Source organism: Streptomyces diversicolor (assembly GCF_057537855.1).
The window spans coordinates 13,438-37,092 of record NZ_BAAJXA010000016.1; the positions used below are offsets into that span (position 1 = coordinate 13,438).

The window sequence follows — 23,655 nt, forward strand, 5'->3', positions numbered from 1 at the left end:
GTACCGCACGGCTTCCCTACCGCTCACCACCCGCGTCCGCCGCCCGGCGGACGCCGACCCACCCGGAGAATCCCCGATGTCCTCCTCACTGCTGTACAAGACCTCCACCCTGCTCGCCTCGGAGGTGCCCAACCCGACGCGGGAGGCGCCCAGCGAGCTGACCGACAAGGTCGACACCGTGCTCGGCATCGCCGCCTGGGCCGGTACCGCCGCCGGCGTCGCCGGTGTGCTGATCACCGGCGCGATGATGGCCATCTCCTTGAAGCGCGGCGAGAGTTCGGAGCACATGAGCCGCCTGGGCATGGTGCTCGGCGGCTGTGTGCTGGTGGCCACCGCGGGTCCGCTGATCTCGTTCGTCTTCAACTGAGCGGGCGGCCTTGGCGATGCTCACACGCAGAGGGCGGCGGACCGATGATTCCGAGCCGTACTGGCGGCAGCGCGGCTGGCAGCTGTCCGCCGGGTTCCTCGCCGTCGCGGTCGTGCTGGGCGGGTTCGCCGCGCTGGCCTCCGGCGGGGATGGCCGCGCCGGCGCCGCGGCCTCGCCCGGCCCGCTGTCCGGCGCCCTCACCGAGAACGGCCGGCCCCAGGGCTGCCACACCGACGACAGCGCCGGTGTCACCCTGCCGAAGGCCGCGCCCAAGGACATCGACTGGCGCATGATCGGCGTCGTACGGGTGCCCGTCTCCGCGGCGGCCGGACCGACGCACGACGACGGCACACCCTGGTGGTGTTTCGCGCACACCGCGACCGGCGCGGTGCTGGCCGCCCATGTCATCACGGCCCAGATGGGCGAGTCGGGCTGGCGGACCGTGGCCGCGGAGCAGCTGGTGCCGGGGCAGCCGCGCGACATGTTCGTGTTCCGTCGCTCGACCGTCGGGGACTCCGTCTCCGCGAACACGACGGACACCTCGGCCGTCTCCACGTACGTCGGCTTCTCCGTGCCCTCGTACACGGGGAGCACGGCGCGGGTGAGCCTGCTCATGCGGTCCACCCAGGGCTATGCCGCGACCACCGTCAACCTCCGCTGGGACAAGGGCGACTGGAAGATCGTGCCGTTCAGCGACGGGTCCCTGTACGCACAGGTGCAGTCGGTGCAGAACACCCGCGGCTATCTGCTCTGGGAGGTCTGACATGCAGTGCTCGCAAGGCACCGGGGTGCCGGTGCTGGACGCGCTGGTGGGGTTCTTCAGCTTCCTGGGCGACCCCATCGGAACCATCATGAACGCCATCGCGGACTTCGTCCTGGCGGCCGCGATCACCGTGTTCGGAGCCCTGGCCACCGCCATTCCGACCCTGTCGAGCGTCCAGTCGTCGCAGAAGATCAATCAAGCCTCGCAATGGCTCGTGGTCTATATGGCGGTGGGCTCACTGATCTTCGCCGCCTGCCGGATGGCGATCGAGCGACGCGGCGACGCGGGCCGCACCGCGCTCAAGGGGATCCTCCGGGTCGTCCTCGTCTCCGGCGGCGCCACCACCCTCGTGTCGGCGGCGGCCGGCCTCTCGGACCGCTACTCCGACTACCTGTTCAAGGCGGGGGCACAGGAGCAGCTCGACCACATCGGCCAGTGCACGGACGGCGGCGGCATCCAGGCGTTCCTGCTGATGATCCTCGCCTTCCTGCTGCTGATCTCCGGGATCATCCACACCGTCCTGCTCTACATCCGGCTCGGCGTGATGATCCTGCTGCTGGGCACCCTGCCGCTGGCCGCCGCCGCCTCGATGACCGAGTGGGGCGGCGGCTGGTGGCGCAAGCACCTCGGCTGGATGATCGCCTGGCTGCTGTACAAGCCCGCCGCGGCCCTCGTGATGTACGGGGGCGCGGTGATGCTCAACTCGGACGACCCCGTCAGCGTCAACGAACGCATCGCCGGGATCGGCGTGATGCTGCTGGCCGCCGTCTCGCTGCCCGCGCTGCTCAAGCTCATCGTGCCCGCCACCGCCGCCCTCGGCGGCGCCGGTGCCGTCTCCGGCGCGATGTCGGCGGCCGGCGGCGCCGTCGCCTCCGGTGCCCGCTCGCTCGGCGGGGGCCTCGGCGGCGGCACCAGCGGCCGGACCGGCGGCGCAGGCCCCTCCGGCGCGTCCGGGACGACCGGCGGCAGCGGTTCCGGCGGTACGTCCGGACGCGGCGGCCCGGCCGGGGCGGCGGGGGCGGCCGGCTCTTCCGGCGCGAACGGCGCGAACGGTACGAGCGGCACGGGCCGTTCCGGGCCGGCGGGCGCCGGAGCGGGCGCCGGCGGAGCGGGATCGAGCGGTGCGGCAGCGGGCGCGGGCCGGGCGGCAGCGGCGGCCGGCCCCGTCGGCGCGGCCGTCGCCGCCGCGGCCACCGCCGCCAAGATCGTGGGCCGGGCCGCGTCCGGCTCACTGGACGGCGCCGACGGCGACCGGGGGCACAACTCCTGACGTCCGTCCGCGCCGTGACCGCCGCGCAGCCCCCCGCGCGCCTCCCGTGACCGGCCGCCGGGCTCCCGACCCCCGAGGGAGCCCGGCGGTCCCGCGGACCACCCCACCCTCAGTCCCCTGTCCAAGGGGCACGAAAGGAGCCCGGACCCTCATGTCCGCAGAAGCCGTCACCCATCCGACCTACGGCAACTGGCGCCGGCCACGGCGGCCGGGGCTCGGGCCGCTCGGGCTCGTCGGCACCATCGGTGTCTTCGGCGGGCTCGTCATCACCCTGCTCGCCTCGCTGATCTCCCTGTACGCCGCACTGGTGATCGCCGTACCGATCGCGTTGTTCCTGGCCCCGCTCGCCGTCCGCACCCAGGACGGGCGCAACGTCTACCAGCTGGTGGCGCTGCGGATCGGCTGGTGGCGCCGCAAGGCGGGCGGCTCGCACCTGTATGTCTCCGGCCCGCTGTCCGCCCGCCCGGGTGGCCGGTTCCGTCCGCCGGGCCTGCTCAACAAGGTGACCGCGCACGAGGGCCAGGACGCCTACGACCGGCCGTTCGGCGTGCTGCACCACCCGAACCGCAACCTCTACACCATCGTCCTTGCCTGCGAACCGGACGGCGGTTCGCTGGTCGACCCGGACCAGGTGGACGTCTGGGTGGCGCTGTGGGGCGAGTGGCTGGCCCGGCTCGCCCACGAACCGGGGCTGCGTGGCGCCTCCGTGATCGTGGAGACCGCCCCCGACCCGGGCACCCGGCTCGCCCACGAGGTGCTGCCCCGCATCCACCCGAAGGCGCCGCCCGCCGCCCGTGCCGTGATGGAGGAGGTCGTCGCCCGCTATCCGACCGCCTCCTCCGAGATGCACACCTACATCTGCCTCACCTACGGCGTGCCGCCCGGCCAGCGGCGCAAGAAGGACGATGTGATCGCGGATCTGGCGATCCGTATCCCGGGTCTGCTCAGCGGGCTGGTCGCGGCCGGCGGCGGGGCCGCCTACCCGCTGTCCGCGGAGCGGATCGCCGAGGTGGTCCGGGTCGCCTACGACCCGGCGGTCGCCGCCGACGTGCTCGACGCCCGCAACCAGCACGGCGGTACGGGCCTGGAGTGGGAGGACGCCGGTCCGGCCGCCACCGTCGAGACGGTCGGCTCCTACCAGCACGACTCGGGGGTCTCCCGGACCTGGATGATGACGCTGGCCCCGCGCGGCACCGTACGGTCCTCGGTGCTGCGGGGCATGCTGGAGGCGCTGCCGGGCACCCGGCGCAAGCGGGTGGCGCTGGTGTACCGGCCGCTCGACCCGGCCACCTCGGCCCGCATCGTGGAGGCGGACCGGCGCGCCGCCCAGTTCATGGCGACGTCCGGCCGGGGCATGGTGCAGGCCCGCGCGGTCTCGGAGATGCGCGCGGCCGAGCAGACCGCGGCCGAGGAGGCGTCCGGCGCCGGGCTCGTGGAGTTCTCCCTGATGCTGACCGTCACCGTGGACGACGTCGCCGAACTGGCCGACGCCAGTGTGGCCGTACGCAATCTCACCGCGGCCTCCCGGGTGCTGATGCGGCCCGCCGACCGGATGCAGGCGGCGGCGTTCAGCTGCACCCTGCCCGCCGGGATCCTGCCCTGGGAGCAGACCCTCGTCCCGCACGAACTGTCGGACGCGCTGTGAGCCGCCGCAGCCCGCGAAAGGAGCAGACCCCGTGAGCCGCCGGAGCGAGCGGAAGAAGGCCGAACGGGCCGACCGGGCGGCCGAGGAGCGGGCCCGCAAGGCACTCCTGTCCGGCCACCCCGCGGACGCGCCCGCCAGGGAGGCCGGTGATCCCAGGAACGGCGAGACTGAGAAGAACCAGAAGAACCAGAAGAACCAGAAGAACCGGAAGAGCCCGAAGCGGCCGTACGTCCCGCCCCGCGGCTGGTACGGCGTCGGCGGCGGACGCGTCGGCTACCTCGACCCGCCCACCATGTGGCGCGCCACCACCGTCCAGGCGTGCGGCATGTGGCCGTTCGCCGCCGGTTCGGGCTCGCCGATGACCGGAGTGCCGCTCGGCCAGCATCTGTTCACCGGTGCCACCGTGTGCGGCGACCCGCTGAACTGGTTCACCCGCGCCCGCTACATCTCCAATCCCTCCCTGTTCATGCTCGGCATGCCGGGCCTCGGCAAGTCGACCCTCGTCAACCGGATGCTGATCGGGCTCGCCGCGACCGGTGTCGTCCCGCTGGTGCTCGGCGACCTCAAGCCCGACTACGCCGACACCGTGCGCGCGCTCGGCGGCCAGGTGATCTCCATCGGCCGCGGCCGGGGCGGCATCAACGTCCTGGACCCGGGTGCCATGGGCGCGGCGGCGGCCCGGATCGGCGGCGAGGCGGGCGAGGTGCTGAAGGCCGAGACGCACGGCCGGGTGCTGAACATGGTGGCCGCCCTGGTCACCATCGTGCGCGGGCGTCCGATGGACGACCACGAGCAGTCCGTGCTCTCCGCCGTGCTGCACCATCTGCGCGAGCACACCCCGCCGGGGCGGGCACCGCTGCTGCCGGATCTGCTGCGGGTACTGACCGAGGGACCCGACCGGGTGCGCGCGGTCACCCTGGACCGCGGCTCCGACACCCGCTACCGGGACGCCGTGGACCCGCTGCACCGCTCCCTGCTGGGCATTCTCGACGGGCCGCTCGGCGACACCTTCGCCTCCGAGACGTCCACCCGGATCGACGCGGACGCGCCCGCCGTGTGCATCGACATCTCCGGGATCGGCGAGGCGGACACCCAGCTGACCGCCGCCGCGATGCTGGCCGCCTGGTCCGACGGACTCGGCACGGTGGCCGCCTCGCACGCGCTCGCGGACGCGGGGCTGATCCCGCGGCGCTGGTTCTTCACCGTCCTCGACGAGCTGTGGCGCCCGCTGCGCGCCGCCTCCGGCATCGTGGACCGCATCGACGCGCTGACCCGGCTCAACCGTTCGCTCGGTCTCGGCGACGCGAAGATCACCCACACCCTGAAGGACGCCGAGGCACTGGGCACCGACTCCGACCGGGCCAAGGCCCGCGGCTTCGTGGAGCGCGCCGGGATGGTGGTGTGCGCGGGGCTGCCCCGGGCCGAGATGGAGGAGCTGGGGAAGGTGGTGGGCCTGTCCCGGCGCGAGATCGAACTGGTCTCGTCGTGGTCCTCGCCGCCCGGCTGGGGGGTCTCAGGCGAGCACGAGGAGCCGCCGGGCCGCGGTCGCTTCCTCATCAAGGTCGGCGGGCGGCCCGGCATCCCCATCAAGGTCGCCATCACCGACGCGGAGCGCCGTCTGCACAACACCAACACCCGCTGGACGCCGAACGAGACGGCCGTGGAACAGGCCCTGGCCCTGGAGACGGACCAGGCGGTGGCGCACACCGCCGCCCAGGTCCGGCGGGCCCACGAGCACGGCCGGGGAAGGTGGACCGCATGACCTCGCCCCGCCCCGGCGGCGACCTCAACACCCAGGTCTCCTGGGCGATCGCCGGCCTCGCCGGGACCGTGCTCGTGGTGTTCACCCTCGCCTGGGCCGGCGGCACCCTCGGCTCCGGCCTCACCGGCCACGGCTGGCAGGGCCCGCCGTTCGGCCTGTCCACCGTGGGCCGCCTCGTCTCCGACGGACCGGGCGAGCTGTGGCCGGAATCCCCGCCCGCCGCCGTCTACGGCGGCATGCTCGCCCTCCTGGTCCTGCTCGCGCTGCCCTGCGCACTGCTCGCCCGGTATCTGCTGCGGCGTGCCGGCGCCCCCAAGGGCCTGGCCGGCCGCCGCGAACTGGCCGGCATGTGCCCCAAGGGCATCGATGCGCGCGCCCGCGAACTGCGTCCCACCCTGGGGGGCCGCGAGCGGCTGCACCCGGACGAGACCGGCAACCTGCTCGGCGACCTGATGCCCAAGGGCCCGGAGCTGCGCAGCAGTTACGAGGACGTGGAACTCGACCTGATGGCGCCCCGGGCCGGCAAGTCCACCGGCATCGCCGTGCCGCGTGTGCTGCGCGCCCAGGGCGCCGTCCTGCTCACCTCCAACAAGTCCGACGTCTACGCCGTGACCCGCGCCCAGCGCGAGAAGGCGGGCACGGTGTGGACGTTCGACCCGCAGGGCATCGCCCACACCCCGCGCGGCATGTGGTGGAACCTGCTCGGCGAGTGCCACACCATCGAGGGCGCCCGGCGGCTGGCCGGCCACTTCGTGGCGTCCGTCAACGACGACACCGCGAAGAAGGACTTCTGGATCTCGGCCGCGCAGAACACCCTCACCGCGCTGTTCCTGGCCGCCGCGCGCGGCCGGGCCTCGGTCACCGACCTGCTCGGCTGGCTCGCCGACCCCGCCGACCGCACCCCCATCGATCTGCTGCGGGACGCCGGACTCCCGGCGATGGCCGACCAGTTGCAGGGCACGATCCGGGGCGCGGTGGAGACCAGGGACGGCATCTACGAGACGGCCCGGCAGACCGTGTCGTGTCTCCTCGACCCGGAGATCCTGGCCTGGGTCACCCCCGACCCCCGTGCTCCCGAGTTCCGTCCCGACCAGCACGTCCTGTCCAGGGACACCCTCTATCTGCTGTCCAAGGACGGCGGTGGTTCGGCGGCCGGGGTCATCGCGGGCATCGCCGACGCGACGATGCGGGCGGGCGTGGTAGCCGCCGAGCGCATGGGCGGCCGGCTCGACCCGCCGCTGACCGCCGTCCTGGACGAGGCGGCCAACGTGTGCCGCATCTCCGATCTCCCCGACCTCTACTCGCACTTCGGCTCGCGCGGCATCAACGTCGTGACGCTGCTGCAGAGTTACCGGCAGGGCGCCCGCGTGTGGGGCGAGGTCGGGATGGACGCCCTGTGGAGCGCGGCCACCGTCAAGCTGCTCGGCGCGGGCCTGGACGACGCGGACTTCGTGCAGAAGATCTCGACGCTGGTCGGGCAGCACGACGTACGCACCCCGTCCGTCTCGCGCAGCAAGGACGGCACGTCCCGCTCGTACTCCTACCGGCAGGAGGCCGTGCTGCCGCCCGACCGGATCCGCGCCCTGCCCAAGGGCACCGCGCTGCTGCTCGCCACCGGCGTCCGTCCCGCCCTGATCCGGCTGCGCCCCTGGTACAAGGAGCCCGGCGCGGGCGCCGTCTCGGCGGCGGCCAAGGCGGAGGCGGCGGCCATCACGGAACGCGCCGCACACCGTCTGACGGGCGTGAGCTTCCAGAAACCGGCTCCCGCAGGCCCCGCGGCGCCGTACCGCGGGTGACCGCACGCAGCAGCAGTTCGGCCGGGCCGTACCGGGCGCGCGCCATCAGCCGTGCGCCTGCCGCCAGTTGGGCGGCGTACAGCACCACGCAGCCGAGCAGGACCACCATCGTGCCGAGCCGGTCGTACAACCCGAGGCCGTATCCGGTGAAGACGAACGCGAGCACGAGCGACTGGCTGAGGTAGTGCGTCAGCGCCATGCGGCCGGCGGCGGCCAGCACCCGGGCCGCCGCCGGGCTCACCGCGTCCAGCACCAGCAGGAGCCCGCACGCGTAGGACGCCGCCAGCGCCGGCCCGGTCAGGACCGCGACCGCCTGCCCGACGGGGAACCAGCGGCTGTCCAGCGGCCCGGCGCAGCAGCAGGCGGAGACCACCCCGCCCGCGAGCCCCACCGGCAGCCAGCGCCCCACCGTCCGCCGCAGCAGGCGACGGTCCCGCCCCCACCGTTCGACGAGTCGCACCCGGGCCGCCGCCAGTCCCGCGAGGAACGCGGCCAGTTTGCCGGGCGCGTACAGCAGGGCCGTACCGAACGCCGACGGCAGCTCCCGCACATGCTCGGCCGGCACGGACCACGCCCCGCCGCGGTAGGCGGCCACCGTGTCCGCCGCGTACGGGGCGTACTCCCGCGCGGTGAGCGGCGCGCCGTACCCGACGGTCAGCACCCCGTACGCCAGCAGCACGGCCGCCAGCGCGAGGACCAGCACCGCGGCCAGCCGCACGGCGGCGCGCGGAGACAGCCCCCGCAGCCCGTACAGCACCAGCGCCAGCACGCCGTACAGCATCAGGACGTCCCCGGGGTACAGCAGCACCGCGTGGGCCAGCCCGATGACCGACAGGCCGATGACGCGCCGCAGATGACGCGGAGCGAACGCCACACCCGCGCGCTCGGCCGACCGCTCCTGCAACGCGAAGCCGTAACCGAAGAGGAAGGAGAACAACAGGACGAACTTGGCGGTGACCAGCGCCGACACCAGCCATGCGAGGGACCGGTCGACGGCGGAGGCGTCCGGACCGCCGCCGAAGCCCGTGTACGGCCCCGCCATCAGCTGGGCGTTGACGAGGAGGATCCCGAAGAGGGCGAACCCGCGCAGGATGTCGAGTTCACGCACCCGCCCGTGCTGCCCGCCGGATGTCACCGCCCCACCACGGCTCCCGTACCGAACGCCACGGTGGCCGTCAGGAACCACCCGAACGACGGCGCCAGCAGATGCCGGGTGTCCCACAGCCGGGCCACGGTCGGCCGCTCCCGCCGGTACACCACCGGCACGGTCCGGCCGACCGCCGGCAGCCCGCACAGCGGGGCGTACCGCCCGGGGTCGAGCAGCAGATCGCGCCCCAGGTGGTCGGAGAACAGCACCAGCGCGCCCGGCCGCCGGTCGGCCGCCGCACGGGAGGTCACGGTCCCCGTGACCCGCAGCCCGCGCGCCCACAGCCACACCGCCGCCAGCAGCGCCTTCACGGCCGCCAGCAGACAGCCCACGCCGAACCCGACGCACAGCGCGAGCAGCAGCAACTCGGCACCCATACCCCTCCCTTTCCGCACGCCCCTCGCCGGCCGGCGTCCCTGGCACAACGGTGGGCACGCGGCCACCGGTTCACTTGGCGCGCCGCACAACTGAACCGCCGCACACCGTCTGTCCGTTGTGTGCGCGATGAGACGGACTCCGAGAAGCAGTCGCCCGTTCGGACGGTCCCGCGGCCTCCTCCACACGGCCGGGGCCATGGCCCTGGCCTGCGCGCTCACCGCGACGGTCCAGGCCCCCGCCCGAGCGGACCCCACGGCGACCGGCCTGCCCGAGATACGTGCCCGCCTGGAGCGCCTGTACCACGACGCCGAGGTGGCCACGGACAAGTACAACGCCGCCGACGAGAAGGTCACCGCCCAGCAGCGGCGCGTCCGCGCACTCACCACCCGCATCGCACGGGCCGAGGGCAGGCTGTCCCGGCTGAGCGCGCTCGCCGGAGCGGCGGCCCGCGCCCAGTACCGGGGCGGCGGCCTCCCCGCCGAGATGCAGTTCGTCCTCGCCGCGGACCCCGCGCGGGCCCTGGACGACGCCACCGCGGCCGGCCAGGCCCAGCGGTCCACGCGGAGCGTGCTGACCGCGCTGACCGGGACCCGCGAGGAGCTACGGGCCCGCCGTGCGGACGCGTCGGCCCAGTTGCGCCGTCTGCGGGCCGGGCGCCGCGCGATGGCCGCCGACCGCGCGACGATCGAACGGCACATCACCGAGGCGAAGCAGGTCGAGGCGCGGCTCGCGGCGGACCAGCGCGCCCGGCTCGCCGCCCTCGACCGGCAGAGGGCCGACGACGCCCAGGCGGCATGGGAGAGCACCGGGATCCTCGAACAGGCCGGCACCGAGGCGAGCACCGCGGGCCGCAGGGCCATCGCCTACGCCACTCGCCAGCTCGGCAAGCCGTACGTGTGGGGCGCGCAGGGCCCCGGCTCCTTCGACTGCTCGGGCCTCACCTCCCAGGCGTGGCTGGCCGCGGGCGTCCCCGTCCCGCGCACCTCGCAGGAGCAGTGGCGCCGGCTGACGCGGGTACCCGTGGCGGCCATGCGCCCCGGCGACCTCATCGTCTACTTCTCCGGGGCGAGCCACGTCGCCCTGTACATCGGCGACGGCGAGATCATCCACGCCCCACGCCCCGGCCGCCGGGTGACGGTGGCCCCGGCGGGCTCCATGGCCATCCTGGGAGCCGTACGCCCCGACGCCTGACCGACGCGGGCGGGTGACCGACGCGGGTCGGTGACCGGCAGGGGCCGGTGACGGGGGCGGGTCGGTGACCGGCAGGGGCCGGTGACGGGGGCGGGTCGGTGACCGGCAGGGGCCGGTGACCGGGGCGGGTCGGGCGGCGCGCTCCTTGACCGGCGCGGGACGGGCGGCGCGGGTCAGCGCGGCGCGCTCCTTGACCGGCGCGGGTCGGCGCGGCGCGGCTACCTGGCGTGGCTCGGACCGGGGTCCTGCCTCTTGGGGCTGCCGGGCTTGTGCCCCGGCCCGCGGCCGGGCGGTGGTCCGGCCCGCAGACGGCCCGCTGTACTGCGTGTCCCGCGGCGGCTCCGCGGGCCGAAGGTTCGGGTCGGGCGGCCGGTGAGCGGGGACACGCAGGGTGCGGGGCCGGAGTGTGAACCCGTTCCGTCCGGTTTCCGTTGTTGCCCGGCAGCGAGCCGACGCCGGCCGGCGCGGCTCCACCGGACCACAAGGAGATACGGCATGCCACCCAAGGACGGTCCTTCGAAGAAGAAGGGCAAGGACACCGACCGCAGCGGCAAGAAGCGCAAGGGCTCACCGACCGGATCGGACGGCAGCGGCCAGAGCGCGTCGAGCACATCCAGCCTGGGCCTGCGGGAACTCTTCGACCAACTGCCGCCTGAGCCCCCCTCGGACCGCCGCTTCAGCGCGACCCCGCCCGTCGCCATGGACCCGGAGTCCCTGGCGGCACTCCCGCAGAAGGAGCCCTGGTACTCGCCCATCACGAACGCCTGGCACTACCTGGAGGGCACCAAGCTGTTCTCCGCGGTCAAGAGCGGCGGCTCCCACGCGGCCAAATGGGTCGGGGAGAACGACCACCGGATCGTCGAGGCCATCGGCGCCGGCGGCGGCTCGATCATGCAGGGCGCCGGCATCGCCGCGGCACCGGCGGCGGCACCGGCCGACCTGGCCGCGCAGGCGGGATACGGCGCCGGCGTCGCCCTGACCGGGCTGGTGGCGACGTACCGGGCCGGCAAGGAGGCGAGCAAGATCGTCTCGAACTACCGCTACCCCGACCGGGCGCAGCCCGTCAACTACAAGCAGCTGGCCGCCGACATCGCCGCGGCGGGTCTCACGGCCGCGTACGGCGCCTACAGCACGGGCACGGAACAGGACCCGCACCGCGCCCAGACGGGCATGGCCACGGGTGCCATCGGCGCCGGGGTCTTCGCCATGGCGGGCACCTTCGCCGCCCGGGACGAGCGACGGCAACAGCAGCCGGCGCCTCCGCCGCAGGACTCCCCCGCTCCGGCTCCGACGACGGGCGGGTACCAGCTGGGCACGCCGTACCACGCCAGCATGACCTCGCTGGCCCAGCAGATGCAGGGCTTCGGGCTCTCCGAACCGGCCGGCACCCGGACCTCGTCGATGGCCACCGGCTACAGCGACCCCTACGGCCGGACCACCCCGCTGACGGAGCCGTACCCACGGCAGCCGTACCAGCAGACCGACCCCAGTCAGCAGCCCGCGTACACCACAACGGCCGCGTACAGCCAGCAGCCCGCGTACAGCACAACGGCCGCATACAGCCAGCAGCCCGCGTACACCACGACAGCCGCGTACAGCCAGCAGCCCTACCCGCAGACCAGCGCGTACACCCAGCCCCCGCAGCACCCGGTGTCCGGCGCGGTCGCGGCCTACTCGCCCCCGGCCGCCGGAAACAACTCCTCGACAAGCAGTCATCACACGAGCAGCGACAAGAACCACAAGCACCACAAGAGCAACCACCACCAGCAGCAGAAGAAGCGCGGCGGGGGCAGCGGCCCGGCGCTGTAGCGGACCACGTCGGCAGACACGATGCGTGACCGTTCGGCGGTGGGCGACCACCGCCGAACGGTCCTACCGAGGAGCACCATGACGACCGACACCGTCGGCAGACAGGAACGGGAGCGGAAATGGGAGCGCGCGCCCGCCGCGCCCTCGAAGACCGCCGCGCCTCCGGATGCCGCGGCGCCCGCACCACCCTCCGGCGAACCCCCGGCGCCCAAGCCGAAGTTCATCCTCTATCTGGAGGGCGCCGAGTACGCGGACTCGCTGCGTCGGCTCACCCTGTGGACGCACCATGTGCTGCTGCCGGTCTACGGCCGGGAGGTCACGTCCACCGCGCCGTGGTGCAGCCGCTGGTGGGAGCATCCGGAAGCGGTCGCCCAACTGCACGGCCTGTGGCTGGCCTGGGGCGAACTGACCGGCGCCGGCGCCGAGGCGACCGGGCCCGCCGGCTGGCACCGGGACTATCTGCTGCCGGTCATGGAGTCGCTGCGCGGCCCACAGGGGCCGTTCGCCGGCTGCAAGCCCGGCGCGCACCGGCGAAAGGAGATTCCGCCGGTCGACGCGCTGGATCCGTTCGGCCCGCCGCCGCCCCCGCCGCCGGGGCCCGCCGACCGGGCCTGACGGTCACCTGGTCGGGCCCTGCGCGGTCCGGGCCGGAGCGGAACGGTGCGCCTTGACCGCCGGCGGGTCGGCGGCCCGGCGGGGCGACTGCCCGTCCCGGGACTCGAACCCGTCGCGCGCCGCCCTCAACCCCCGCTCGCCGAGCAGGGCCCAGGGCGGCTCCGCGAGGGCGGGACTGACGGGACTGACGGGACTGAAAGGGATCGCGGCGTCTGTGGGGCGGTCAAGTCCCCGGTGAATCTCGGCACTTGCCGGGCTCAGCGGGCTGACGGGTTCGGGGCTCGCGGGGCGCCGCGGATCCAAGGGCGACGCAGGCGGCTCCCGCCCGTCCCGGCGTTCGAAGCCGTCCCGGTGTTCGGGGCCGTCCCGGTGTTCGGGGCCGTCCCGCTCCGAGGACTGCTCACGCCAGGCCCGCCGCTCCTGCGCCGCCACGGCGAAGGGCAGTGCGTCATAGGCCAGTTCGCCGCCCAGGTCCGACAGACGTGAGTCTTGCGTCGCGGGCGGCACGTCCCGCCCGGGCGCCTCCTCCCTCCTGGCACGCTCGGCATCTTGAACGGCGGCGAAGGCGAGCGCGTCGAAGGACCGTCCCTGCCCGTCGCCCATGTCCCGCAGCCGGGACTCCTGCGGCGGCTCGGGCGACGCCTCCCGCCCCCGCTCGGCCCGGGCCAGGTCCCCGTCGCCCTCGCGCAGCAGTTCCCGCGTCTGCGCGTTGGCGGCGTACCGCGCGATGGCCGGGATGGTCTCGGGAGACTCCTCGTACGTCCTGCGGAGCTTGTCGTCGGATCTGACCAGGTGCAGTACGGCGTCCTCGAACGCCTCGTACCGGCGGGGCGGCAGCTGCCCGACCAGCTCCTGGAGGCGGGCCATCTCCTGGAACGCCGCTTCCTCGGGGCCGGCCGGCGGTGCCCACTGGGCCGGGACCGGAGCAGCGGCCGCGACGCCCTGCGGCGGGCCGGCCGGCGGGTCGGCCTCCGTCCGGCCCGGTGCAGGGGGCGGCTGCGCCGGCTGCCGCGACCGGGACACCCCCAGCGCCTCCATGAGGACGTTCCAGCCGTCCCGCAGCATCGCCATGAGGCGTGCCGTGAGCGTCGGCCCCTGGGCGCGCCGGCGGCGTGCCTCGCTCAGCCCGTACTCGGTCGCGGTCATCGCGCGGGCCAGCAGGACCTCGTCACGCTCGGGGCGCGACCGGTTCGGTACTCGTGGCGCCGGGGTGGCATCGGCCATGGTTGCCCTCTCTTCGGATCGCTCCCGGCCCGGTACCGATGGGCCGGGCCCCGCGGACACAGGACACGACGGACGGCCCCGCCGAACGGTTCAAACGGCCGACGGAAGGCGTCGGTGGCGGTGAACCATCTACCGCGCGCATCCGTCGTGCCTGGGCGCGGGCGAGACCTGATCGCCCGACTCGCGCACCCCCGACAGGGAGACACACCTTCCATGCGCAGACGCATATCCATCCTCCTGGCCCTGCTCCTGGTCGTCGTCGGAGTGACCGGCACCGCGCTGGGCATCCAGACGCACCGCTCGCACGGCGGAGAGATCAACAGCGCACCGGCCGGCGACACCGCCGACCACACGGTCACCTTCCAGAACAAGACGGACGGCCGTATCTGGGTCGGCAGCACGGTGAACGCGGACGGCTCGGCCGCGCTCACCGGGCTCCCGGCGCTCGACCCGGGGCAGTCCGCCACCATCACCGTCCCCGAACACGAGGGCGCCGGGCACTGGCGCGGCACCTTCTTCGCCCGCCAGGGCTGCACGGGCGAGGACGGCAGCACCTTCCACTGCGCCGTGGGCGACTGCGGCCCGTACGCCGACCACTGCTCCACCGGCGAACAGCCCACCAGCCTCGCGGAGTTCAACTTCGACCCGGCGGACTCCCTGGCGCCCTGGTACGACGTCAGCTACGTCAACGCCGTGTCCGTCTTCGTGACCATCACCCCGGACGACGTCGAGGTGCCGCAGGACGGCGAGTGCTCGGCGACGGGCTGCGCCGTGGACCTGCTGTCCGGCTGCCCGCCCGACAACCTGGTCAGGGACGACAGCGGCAAGGCGCTGGTCTGCGTCAACCCGAACCGGGACGCCAAGACCCCCTACAGCGACGCCGTCAACCAGAAGTGCCCCACGGCGTACGCCTGGTCCAGGCAGGACGCCGAGCCGGGCAACCAGGTCGTGCGGCAGTGCACCCGGTGCACAGGGATGACGGTCGCGTTCCAGGGCACCACCCCCATGGCCCAGGAGCGGGCCACCGCAGCCCCGGCCCCTGAACAGGGCACGCCGAGGACCGGGGAGACACCGGCCCCGTCCCGCCGGGGCGTCAGCCTCAACCCGGTCGACGGTGCCGCGCAGGCGCTGGCCGACTCCGGGGCCTCCTGGTACTACAACTGGGACTCCACGACGGGCCCCGTCGCGGCGCCGGCCGGGGTCGAGTACGTACCGATGATCTGGGGCCCCGGATCGGTCACCGACGAACGGCTGGGGCAGGCCGCCCGGGAGGGCAAGGCGCTGCTCGGCTTCAACGAGCCGGACCTGCCGCAGCAGTCGAACATGACCGTCGAGCAGGCGCTCGACCTGTGGCCCCGGCTGGAGTCGACGGGCCTTCGGCTGGGCGCGCCGGCCGTGGCGTACGGCGGTGATGTGGCCGGCGGCTGGCTTGACCGCTTCCTCCAGGGCGCCGAGCAGCGCGGGCTGCGGGTCGACTTCATCCCGTTGCACTGGTACGGCGGCGACTTCGGCCCGGACGCCGCCAACCAGCTGCGCCAGTACCTCCAGGCGGTGTACGACCGCTACCACAAGCCGATCTGGCTGACCGAGTACGCCCTCACGGACTTCTCGCAGGGCACCCCTCGCTACCCCAGCGCCCAGCAGCAGACGGACTTCGTGAAGTCGTCCGCGCAGATGCTGGGCGGCCTGGACTTCGTGGAGCGTTACGCCTGGTTCACGCTGTCCACGCGGACCGCCCCGACCGGTCTGTACGACGGTACGACCCCGAACGCGTCCGGCGTGGCGTACCGCGAGGCGGGCTGAACGGCGGACCGCAAGGCGGCGACAAGCGCGCGTGGCCGTCCCGGAGGCGGTGGAATCGGAGCCCCGGCCTGGACGGCGCCGCAGTCCGTACGGCCACCGAGCCCTTCCCGACCGCCGTCCGTCGGACGGGAGACTCGTCGCGGTAGCGGCGTCGGGGGTCGCGCCCTGAAGGGGCGCGGGGAACTGCGCGAGCGACCACGGCGGCGCCGCAGCCGGACGACGCCGCATGAGCCGAAGCCGGCGCCGCGGGACCGTGCGGGAGGCACCTCGTACCGGAAACACCCCGCCGTGGCCCGGCCGTCCCCCGGGACACGGCGGGGTGCCGACCACCGAAGGAGACCGAAGCCGCATGTCAGGCCGTTCGCACGGGTCAGGCGGGAGGAGCACCCTCATCGGGTGGGTCCGCCAGCCGGCCGAGCCGTGCGCGGATCGTCTCGGCGTCCTGGTGGTCGAACTCGGCGAAGATGGCGAGGGCCTGGTGCCAGCTGGCGCGGGCCGCCTCCGGGTCGCCGGCGGCCAGCTGGACGTCGCCGAGGTTGCCCAGGGTGTGGCCCTCGCCCCAGCGGTTGCCGATGTCGCGGTGCGTGGTGAGCGCCCGGTGGTAGTGGGCGAGGGCGTCGTCGTAACGGCGCAGGCGCCGGTGCACCGTACCGAGGATGTCCAGGGTGACCCCCTGCACCCAGCGGTTGTCGTCGGCGCGCAGCACGGTCAGCGCCCGTTCCAGACAGGCGATCGCCTCGTCGAACCGGCCCTGCCGCTGGTAGGCGTCGCCCAGGTTGGACAGCCCGATCCCCTCGCCCCAGCTGCTGCCGAGGAACCGGTCCAGGACAAGTCCCCGGCGGGTGTACTCGACGGCCTTGTCGAGCAGGCCCGCCTCCAGATAGCTGTCGCCGAGGTTGGTCACGGCGGATGCCCTGCCCTGGAGGTCGCCGAGGTCCCGGTACGCGGTCATCGCGTCGTGGAAGTGGGCGGCGGCCTCGTCGTAGCGGCCCAGGCTGCGCAGCGCGGCGGCCGTGTCCGCGAGGGCCTGGGCCACGCCCCGGCTGTCCCGGGCGGCGCGGGCGGCGGCGAGGCCGGTCCGCGCGCTGTCCAGCCAGTCGTGCAGATGGCTGCGCAGGTAGAAGAAGCCCCACAGGGCGGCGGGCAGCCTCCAGGCGATGCCCCACTGCCCGCACTCGGCGGCCCGGTGCACCGCGTTGACCAGGTTGGGCCGTTCCCTCTCGCACCAGTCCAGGGCCTGGTCGTGGGAGCTGAACCGCAGCGGCCGGCAGCCGTCGGGCGGCGGTTCGAGCGGGATGCGGGGGCGCTGCGGGGTGATGTGCGCGTAGGCGGCGTCGGCGGTGTGCAGATACCAGGCGAGCAGCCGCTCCACGGCCCGGTCCCGTTCCTCGGTGCTCTCCTCGCTCGCGACCCGTTCGGCGGCGTAGAAACGCAGCAGGTCGTGCAGGGCGTAGCGGCCGGGGAAGTGCTCGGCCAGCAGATGGGCGCGGGTGAGTTCGAGCAGCGGCGCGCGGATCTCGCGCGGAGTGAGCCCGGCGAGCGCCGCCGCGGCGGGCACCGAGATGTCCGGACCGCAGTGCAGTCCGAGCAGCCGGAACAGCCGTGCCGCCGGGGCGGACAGCGCCCGGTACGACCAGGAGAACACGGCCCGCAGATCGGTGCCGAGGTCGCCGCCGGCGAACATGTCGAGGCTGCCGTGGCTCTCGCGTACCTGCTCGGCGATGGCGCTGAGCGGGAAGTGCGGGTTGACGGACGCGTGCGCGGCGACGATCGCCAGTGCGAGCGGCAGCCGGCCGCAGCGCGCGACGATCTCCGCCGCCGCGCCGGGTTCGGCCGCCAGCCGCTCGGCCCCGAGTCGCCGCGCGAGCAGGTCGTGCGCCTCGGCCGAGGACAGCTGGTCCAGTGTCAGCGGATGCGCGCCTTCCCCGGCCACCAGCCCGGCGAGCCGGCTGCGACTGGTCACGATCACCAGGGATCCCGGGGACCCCGGCAGCAGCGGGCGCACCTGGTCGGCGTCGCGGGCGTTGTCGAGCAGGATCAGCACTCTGCGCTGGGCGAGCAGACTCCGGTACAGGGCCACCTGGGCGTCGAGCCCGGCGGGTATGCGCACCGGAGGAACACCGAACGCGTCGAGCAGGATCCGGACCGCCTCGTCCGGCGCCATCCCCGGCCCTGCCGGGTCGAAGCCGCGCAGATTGATGTAGAGCTGCCCGTCGGGGAACCGGCCGGCGATCTCATGGGCCCAGTGCACGGCCAGCGTGGTCTTGCCGACGCCGCCCATGCCGCCGATGGCACTGATCACGACGGTGCCGGCCGGCCGCCCGTCGGCGGGCAACAGGGCACGTACGCGGTCCAGTTCGGCACGCCGTCCGACGAAGGTGGGCAGATCGGCCGGGAGTTGGGCGGGCCGGGCGAGGTGGTCGCCGACGGCGCCGGCGGCGCCCGTGTCGGTGGCCGGTGCGGCCGGAGACCGGGCGGCCGGGGCGGCCAGGGAGACATCGGCGGCGAGGATCCGGTCATGCACCTGCTGGAGTTCCGGGCCGGGTTCGACGCCCAGCTCGGAGACGAGGTCGGCGCGGGCGCGACGGTAGGCGGCAAGGGCCTCGGCCTGTCGCCCGCCCTGGTAGAGGGCGAGCATGAGCAGTCCGCATAATCGCTCCCGCAGCGGATGCCGATGGGTGAGCGAGAAGAGTTCGGGGACGACCTCGGCATGCCGCCCGAGTTCGATGTCGAGGTCGAGCCGGGTCTCCAGAGTGCTGAGCCGTTCCTCCTCCAGCCAGGTGCGCTCCGACGCGGCGAGCGGCCCGGGTATCCCGGCGAGCGCGGTTCCCTGCCACCGGCCGAGGGCGGAGTGCAGCAGCGAGGCGGCGCCGGACAGGTCCCCGTCGACGCGCAGTTTCTTGGCCTCTTCGACCTGCCGCTCGAACCCGGCGAGATCCAGGGAGTCTTCGGCGACCCGCACCAGATATCCGTCCCCGACGGAGACGATCAACCGGGGGGCTTCGGCCGGGTCCCGCTCTGGCTCCAGGATCTTGCGGAGCCGTGAGACATAGGTCCGCAGGACGGACACGGCGGCGGCGGGCGGCTCCTCGCCCCAGACGGCGTCGACGAGTTCACCGAGCGTGAGGGGGCGTCCTCGCCGGAGGAGCAGCGCGACCAGTACCGCGCGCTGTTGTGGGGAGCCCAGGTCCAGTTCCTGCTCACCGTGCACCGCTCGGACGGGCCCCAGCACGGTGAAGCGCAAGGAATTCGCGTAGACACTCACCACCGCGACTCTAGTGACGCGGGGGCCGACGACAGCCCGTTTGACGGAACGTGCCCTTCTGTCCCGATCACCGTGCGTAGCGATGGGGGCGGCCAGGGGCGACCCTCAACTCCGGCCGCCGCGCCTGCCATTGAACCGTTCCCGTGCGGCGCCCGTTGCGATACCGCCGGTCTCGACGCCGGGAACGGCAGGAAGGAATGGGCATGAGCCGAAACGAGGAAACGGGCGGCCCGGTCACGGAAGGCGACGCGAACGCAAGGGCGGACCCTGGAAAGGTGTCCAAGCTCACCACCCACTTCACGGTGGTCATCTCCGGCGACGGCTCCGCCACCCTCGACGGCCGCCCCGTCCCGGCCACGGAGGGGGCGGAGGCCGACGCGGCGGTCCTGGACGCCCTCCACCAGCACGCCCGGGAACGCGGCGGCACGGTGACGGCGTCCGTCTCCGACCCGGCGGCGGGTTATGTGGCGTACGTGGAGGTGGCACCGGACGGTTCGAGCAGGCTGCTGGAGCCGTCCGCCCTGGGCGGCGACGGCGCGACGGTGGACCCCGGGTACACGGAGGACACGGACCCAGGTACGGAGGTGGCCGAGGAGAAGCCGGTCACCTTTGAGAAGGGGTACGGCGACGGGCTGCGTCTGCCGTCCGCGGCCGAAGAGCCGCCCGCTCCGGAGCCCTGGGCGCTGGAACGGCGGGCATCAGGACCGGCGGAGGCGGAACGGGACGAGCCGGAAGGGGACGAGCCGGGACCGGACGAGCCGGGACCGGAGGGTGCGGAACCGGACGAGACGGAATGGGACGAGCCGGAACCGGAGAGGGCAGAGCTGGCGGGAGCGGAACCGGAGGGGGCGCGACTGGACGGGGCGGAACGGGAGGGGACGCGGCTGGACGAGACGGAACGGGAGGGGCCGCAACTGGACGGGGTGGATTTGGAGGAGGCGGCGTACGCGCTACCGGAGCCGGTGGGTCTGAGCCCCGCACCTCGCACCCCCGCCCTGCACCGCACCCCGGGCCCGGCCAGGCCCACCCGCCGCAACGAGTCACGCCAGTCGGACGACGAGTACGCGTCCCCGGGACTGCTGAACCGGCCGTTGATCATAGGTCCGGTGGCGCTCCTGGTGGCGGCCCTGGTGATCATCCCGCTGGTGGTCCTGGGCAGCGGCGGTTCGGGCGACGACGACCACCGGGGCCAGGCGGCGAAGGTGAACAGCACACCCCAGGAGAAGGCGACGCCTACGCAGCCGCCGGCCCCGACGGTATCGGTGAGCCCGAGCCTGACCCCGTCCCCGACGGCCAGCCCGAGCGCGAGCAAGTCGCGCAAGCCGCACGGAAAGGACGGCATGGCGGCGCCGCCCCCCACGGTCACGGTCACCGCGAACGCCCCCAAGGTGGTCACGACGGTGACGGCGAAGCCCGCACGGGACACGGCGGCGACGGCCGTACGGCGCCTGGCGGCGAACGACCCGTCGGGACGGCACATCTGCTACCGGGCGTACGTGGCCGGCCAGGGCTGGCAGAAGCCGGTGTGCGACGGCACGATCGCCGGTACGTCGGGCCGGAACAAGGCGATCAAGGCCCTCAACATCTCGGTGAGCGGAACGGGCGGCTCGGCCGCCAACGCCGTACTGCACGACGACAACTCGGCCAACGGGCAGGGCAGCTGGCAACCGGCGTGGACGTCTATCACCGACGACGGCAAGGACTTCTTCATCGGCAACCCCAAGAAGAGCGGCCCCTACATGACGGGCTTCGCCATCAACGTCGGCACCGGCCAGATCTGCCGCGACGCCGCCGTCCACAACCGCGGCTGGGGCGACCACCAGTGCGTCAACCCCCGCCCCGAATTCCTCTTCGGCGGCACCATGGACAACACCCCGTTCCTGGAGGCCATCAAACTCACCGTCTGACCAACCCGTGCCGGTGAAGGCGTCACTACCGGGAGGGCTCTCACAACCGGGCCGCCGACTCGGGGCTCAGGGGCGGTGGAACACTTCCGTGGGCCGCCACGGCTCCGGCGCGGCGGGCAGGCGACCGAAGTGTGGGAGGGGCACGCGCTCAGCCTCGTTCTACCGGCCGGTCTCCCGCACAGCCGTGGCGCGGTCGTCGGCCACACGGCTCGGGGCCCACTGGTGGCCGTCCCACTCCACGATCCCGCGCGGGGCGTCCGGTCGGACACACCCACCACGCCCCGGTCCGCCGTCGACGCATGACCAAGGATTTCCCGGGCAGCGTCCGCGTTCAGGCCGACGCCGACCGTCACCCATGCCGGCCCGCCCCGCTCCAGCAGGGCGCGCGGCGCGTCAGCCGCAACGTGGGAGGCGCGAACTCCGTCGGTGAGGGGGGCGTCACGGCGCGCACCGGTGATCTGCCACTCCGCCGCCAGGCGCCGGTCGCGTCGGGCGGCCCACTCGTGCCGCTGGCCACACGTGGTTCCGAGGCCGGCCGCAGTCATGCCCTCGACCTGATCGGCTTGGCTGAGTGCCACTTCCTGATGGGCGACGTGATCGGAGCCGTGGCCCAGACGCACCGCGCGGTCGACGCCGCGGGCTGCACCCGGTCCAATCGCGTCCGTGCGCAGCTCGGCCAGCTGTATCCGTACACGGTCGGCCGGTCATCATCGCGTACGGTCGGCGAAGCGCGGGCAAGGATCCGCGAAGTGCTGTCAAGCCGAAGGAGCGACGTGACCACGTTCGCCGTGACTGGGCACATGGACCTGACCGAGCCGAGCACCGAGCTGGTGCGCGCCGCCTTGCGGAAGCTGCTCGCCGAACACGCTGATGGAAGCCTGGTCGGGGTCTCGTGCATCGCGCGCGGCTCCGACTCGCTGTTCGCCGAAGCGCTGCTCGATGTCGGTGGCAGCCTGATCGTGGTTCTTCCATCGCGGGACTACCGGGAGGCGAAGGTCAAGCCTGACCACGCTCCCGTCTTCGACCGGCTCATCGAGGCTGCCTCGGACGTCGTGGTTCTGGACCACGACCACGCCAACCGGGCCGCCTACGAGGACGCCAACAGCGAAGTGCTCAGGCGAGCAGAACGGCTCGTCGCCATCTGGGACGGCTCGCCGCCGAGCCCCAAGGGCGGGGGAACAGCGGACACGGTCCTGGAAGCCCGTGCCGCCGGACTGCCCGTCGACGTCGTCTGGCCAGAGGGAGCGGCCCGCCAGGGCTGAGCAGTGGCCGATGAGTTCCCGGGTGCCGCCCGCGATGTGGCCAGTCTGCGGCACGCTGCGCGGCATGTCGCTGCAAGCGTCGAACCTCGGACGCGGGCAGATGGCGCTCGATCTGGCGGACTCCGCGGCCGAGGCGGCGCCGGCCGCAGGGCCTCGTCCGGTCGCGTTCCTGCGTGGACAGCAGGCCCACGCGGTATCCCTGGCCGGCGACCGGCACCAGGCCCACACCCGTCTACGCGAAGCCGAGACAGCGCTGAGCAAAGCCGACAACCAGCGCGAATGTGCCGCCTCCGGGGTCTGCCCTGCGCACGTCGTACGCCGACGGGCATCCGGGCGGCTTCGTCTACGGCGACTCCATCGAGTACGGCGATGGCAGCGCGCCAGCCCGGCGCCAGCTGACCAGTGCAGCGAGCGCGCTCGGCCCGGGCCCACGATCACCAGCCGGGAGGGGTACATGCACCGCCTCGTTCTGTTGGTCGGTTCCCTGCGCAGCCGTGGCGTAGTCGTCAGCCACACCGCTCAGTGTCCACTGATGGCCGTTCCGCTCCAACAACCCGAGACGTGATCACCAGCCACCCGCAAATCTGGGACGCCTGCCGCTGCATCGCCGTCTATCCAGAGGTCGTCGCGGCCACCGCGCTCTGTGCCTCCCCTCACTGGAGGAAACTCGCACGCTCCGACGACAGCGGATACCTCCACTTCCGGACCGAGTTCATCCGACGGCAGCCGCAGGAACGGGTCCTCCGGAAGAGCAGCAAGCCGTGGTTCCCCATGACACTCCCAAGACGTCACCAATCGACAAGGTCGATCAGCCGGGAGCAGTGCGGGTCGTCGATGTCGCCCCGCACAATCCGCTCACTCTCCTCGATCAGGGAGGGAAGTGCCGCGAGGAGTGCGGTCAGGGCACCGGACGGTCGTACGTCGGCGGCGACCACGTCGGTGTCTTCTTCGTGGTCGACATACAGGCGCATCCGGTCGGGGCCCTGGAGGAGGAAACCTCGCAGCCGCGGATCGGGCTGTTCTTCAGTCCAGGGGTAGGTAAGGGTGCGCAGGATAGTGAAGGCGTTGTCGCACTCCCCCGGGCCGACGGGAGCGATCTGCTCCGGATCCACATGGATGAGGGTCATACCCATCACCGTGTCGACACGGCTGCTGGAGAAGATCTGAGTACCGGTGTTCAAGGCGCGCACGATGCCGAGGACGTCATGCGGACCCGCTAGTTCCTCGGGGTCCTCGATGGTGCGCAGAGGGATCTCCCAGGCAATCAAGTCTCCCGGGACACTGGTGTGTTGAGGGCCCGTGACGATCCGGACCTCCACGGCGGGAGGCGGCGAGGGCAGGACACCGCGGATGAACCGGCCGTCGGGCAGGGGGGCATGGATGTGGTGGAGCAGCAGGCGGACGATATCCGCCTGCCGCTCCGCGATGTCGTCGTACGTGAGAGTCACACG

At 73.4% G+C, this 23,655-nt stretch carries 18 protein-coding genes and 2 pseudogenes; 13 read left to right on the plus strand and 7 right to left on the minus strand.

The features are described 5' to 3' along the window. Positions 1-76: 76 nt before the first annotated feature. The 6 genes from AC27LF_RS20065 (at position 77) to AC27LF_RS20090 (ending at position 7,603) form a co-directional block, all read left to right on the plus strand. Positions 77-367 (plus strand): hypothetical protein, encoded by a 291-nt coding sequence (locus AC27LF_RS20065; RefSeq protein WP_479661195.1) that lies wholly within the window; start codon positions 77-79, stop codon positions 365-367. Positions 368-383: 16 nt separating this feature from the next. After that, on the plus strand, positions 384-1,130 hold the full coding sequence (locus AC27LF_RS20070; RefSeq protein ID WP_479661194.1) for a DUF8175 domain-containg protein: 747 nt from the start codon (positions 384-386) through the stop codon (positions 1,128-1,130). Between the two features lies 1 nt (position 1,131). Beyond that, entirely contained in the window at positions 1,132-2,400 is a 1,269-nt protein-coding gene (locus AC27LF_RS20075; RefSeq protein WP_479661193.1) for a hypothetical protein, read from the plus strand. Positions 2,401-2,551: 151 nt separating this feature from the next. Beyond that, on the plus strand, positions 2,552-4,045 hold the full coding sequence (locus AC27LF_RS20080) for an SCO6880 family protein (protein ID WP_479661192.1): 1,494 nt from the start codon (positions 2,552-2,554) through the stop codon (positions 4,043-4,045). Positions 4,046-4,076: 31 nt separating this feature from the next. Then, positions 4,077-5,807: an ATP/GTP-binding protein gene (locus tag AC27LF_RS20085; protein ID WP_479661191.1), complete on the plus strand. Its 1,731-nt coding sequence runs from the start codon at positions 4,077-4,079 to the stop codon at positions 5,805-5,807. Then, positions 5,804-7,603, plus strand: a complete 1,800-nt coding sequence (locus tag AC27LF_RS20090; RefSeq protein WP_479661190.1) for a type IV secretory system conjugative DNA transfer family protein — start codon at positions 5,804-5,806, stop codon at positions 7,601-7,603. Before AC27LF_RS20085 ends, AC27LF_RS20090 begins: the two co-directional genes overlap by 4 nt. On the opposite strand, the gene AC27LF_RS20095 is transcribed toward AC27LF_RS20090, so the two are convergent. Next, complete coding sequence (locus AC27LF_RS20095; RefSeq protein ID WP_479661189.1) at positions 7,518-8,738, minus strand: DUF418 domain-containing protein; 1,221 nt, start codon at positions 8,736-8,738, stop codon at positions 7,518-7,520. The two genes, AC27LF_RS20090 and AC27LF_RS20095, sit on opposite strands and share 86 nt — an antisense overlap. Further along, the gene (locus AC27LF_RS20100; protein ID WP_479661188.1) at positions 8,735-9,127 is read right to left on the minus strand and encodes a hypothetical protein; all 393 of its coding nucleotides are present in this window, start codon (positions 9,125-9,127) and stop codon (positions 8,735-8,737) included. Before AC27LF_RS20100 ends, AC27LF_RS20095 begins: the two co-directional genes overlap by 4 nt. 196 nt (positions 9,128-9,323) lie before the next feature. Here AC27LF_RS20100 and AC27LF_RS20105 point away from each other — a divergent pair, with 196 nt between their 5' ends. The 3 genes from AC27LF_RS20105 to AC27LF_RS20115 all read left to right on the plus strand — a co-directional run bounded on the left by AC27LF_RS20105 (position 9,324) and on the right by AC27LF_RS20115 (position 12,743). After that, positions 9,324-10,319: a C40 family peptidase gene (locus tag AC27LF_RS20105; RefSeq protein ID WP_479661187.1), complete on the plus strand. Its 996-nt coding sequence runs from the start codon at positions 9,324-9,326 to the stop codon at positions 10,317-10,319. Positions 10,320-10,814: 495 nt separating this feature from the next. Beyond that, positions 10,815-12,128 carry a hypothetical protein gene (locus tag AC27LF_RS20110; protein WP_479661186.1) on the plus strand — a complete coding sequence of 438 codons (1,314 nt, stop codon included), beginning with the start codon at positions 10,815-10,817 and terminating at the stop codon, positions 12,126-12,128. 78 nt (positions 12,129-12,206) lie between these two features. Beyond that, positions 12,207-12,743, plus strand: a complete 537-nt coding sequence (locus tag AC27LF_RS20115) for a DUF4913 domain-containing protein (RefSeq protein ID WP_479661185.1) — start codon at positions 12,207-12,209, stop codon at positions 12,741-12,743. Positions 12,744-12,746: 3 nt separating this feature from the next. Here AC27LF_RS20115 and AC27LF_RS20120 read toward each other — a convergent pair whose 3' ends face one another. Further along, positions 12,747-13,967: a hypothetical protein gene (locus AC27LF_RS20120; RefSeq protein WP_479661184.1), complete on the minus strand. Its 1,221-nt coding sequence runs from the start codon at positions 13,965-13,967 to the stop codon at positions 12,747-12,749. Between the two features lie 213 nt (positions 13,968-14,180). On the opposite strand from AC27LF_RS20120, the gene AC27LF_RS20125 reads away from it, so the two are divergent. Beyond that, positions 14,181-15,770: a glycosyl hydrolase gene (locus tag AC27LF_RS20125; RefSeq protein WP_479661183.1), complete on the plus strand. Its 1,590-nt coding sequence runs from the start codon at positions 14,181-14,183 to the stop codon at positions 15,768-15,770. Positions 15,771-16,140: 370 nt separating this feature from the next. On the opposite strand, the gene AC27LF_RS20130 is transcribed toward AC27LF_RS20125, so the two are convergent. Continuing rightward, entirely contained in the window at positions 16,141-19,035 is a 2,895-nt protein-coding gene (locus AC27LF_RS20130) for an AfsR/SARP family transcriptional regulator (protein ID WP_479661182.1), read from the minus strand. A 203-nt stretch (positions 19,036-19,238) separates the two neighbouring features. On the opposite strand from AC27LF_RS20130, the gene AC27LF_RS20135 reads away from it, so the two are divergent. Beyond that, on the plus strand, positions 19,239-20,942 hold the full coding sequence (locus AC27LF_RS20135) for a hypothetical protein (RefSeq protein WP_479661181.1): 1,704 nt from the start codon (positions 19,239-19,241) through the stop codon (positions 20,940-20,942). A 159-nt stretch (positions 20,943-21,101) separates the two neighbouring features. Here AC27LF_RS20135 and AC27LF_RS20140 read toward each other — a convergent pair whose 3' ends face one another. Next, positions 21,102-21,299 (minus strand): DUF6087 family protein, encoded by a 198-nt coding sequence (locus AC27LF_RS20140; protein ID WP_479661180.1) that lies wholly within the window; start codon positions 21,297-21,299, stop codon positions 21,102-21,104. Continuing rightward, a pseudogene (locus AC27LF_RS20145) lies at positions 21,284-21,487 on the minus strand (DUF6087 family protein); the annotation flags it as partial. The pseudogene AC27LF_RS20145 and the gene AC27LF_RS20140, both read right to left, overlap by 16 nt. Positions 21,488-21,715: 228 nt before the next feature. Here AC27LF_RS20145 and AC27LF_RS20150 point away from each other — a divergent pair. Together AC27LF_RS20150 and AC27LF_RS20155 are read left to right on the plus strand one after the other, a co-directional pair. Then, positions 21,716-22,204 carry a hypothetical protein gene (locus AC27LF_RS20150; protein WP_479661179.1) on the plus strand — a complete coding sequence of 163 codons (489 nt, stop codon included), beginning with the start codon at positions 21,716-21,718 and terminating at the stop codon, positions 22,202-22,204. A gap of 46 nt (positions 22,205-22,250) precedes the next feature. Further along, a pseudogene (locus AC27LF_RS20155) lies at positions 22,251-22,484 on the plus strand (hypothetical protein); the annotation flags it as partial. Between the two features lie 508 nt (positions 22,485-22,992). Here AC27LF_RS20155 and AC27LF_RS20160 read toward each other — a convergent pair. After that, positions 22,993-23,652 carry a hypothetical protein gene (locus AC27LF_RS20160; RefSeq protein ID WP_479661178.1) on the minus strand — a complete coding sequence of 220 codons (660 nt, stop codon included), beginning with the start codon at positions 23,650-23,652 and terminating at the stop codon, positions 22,993-22,995. Positions 23,653-23,655: the final 3 nt, after the last annotated feature.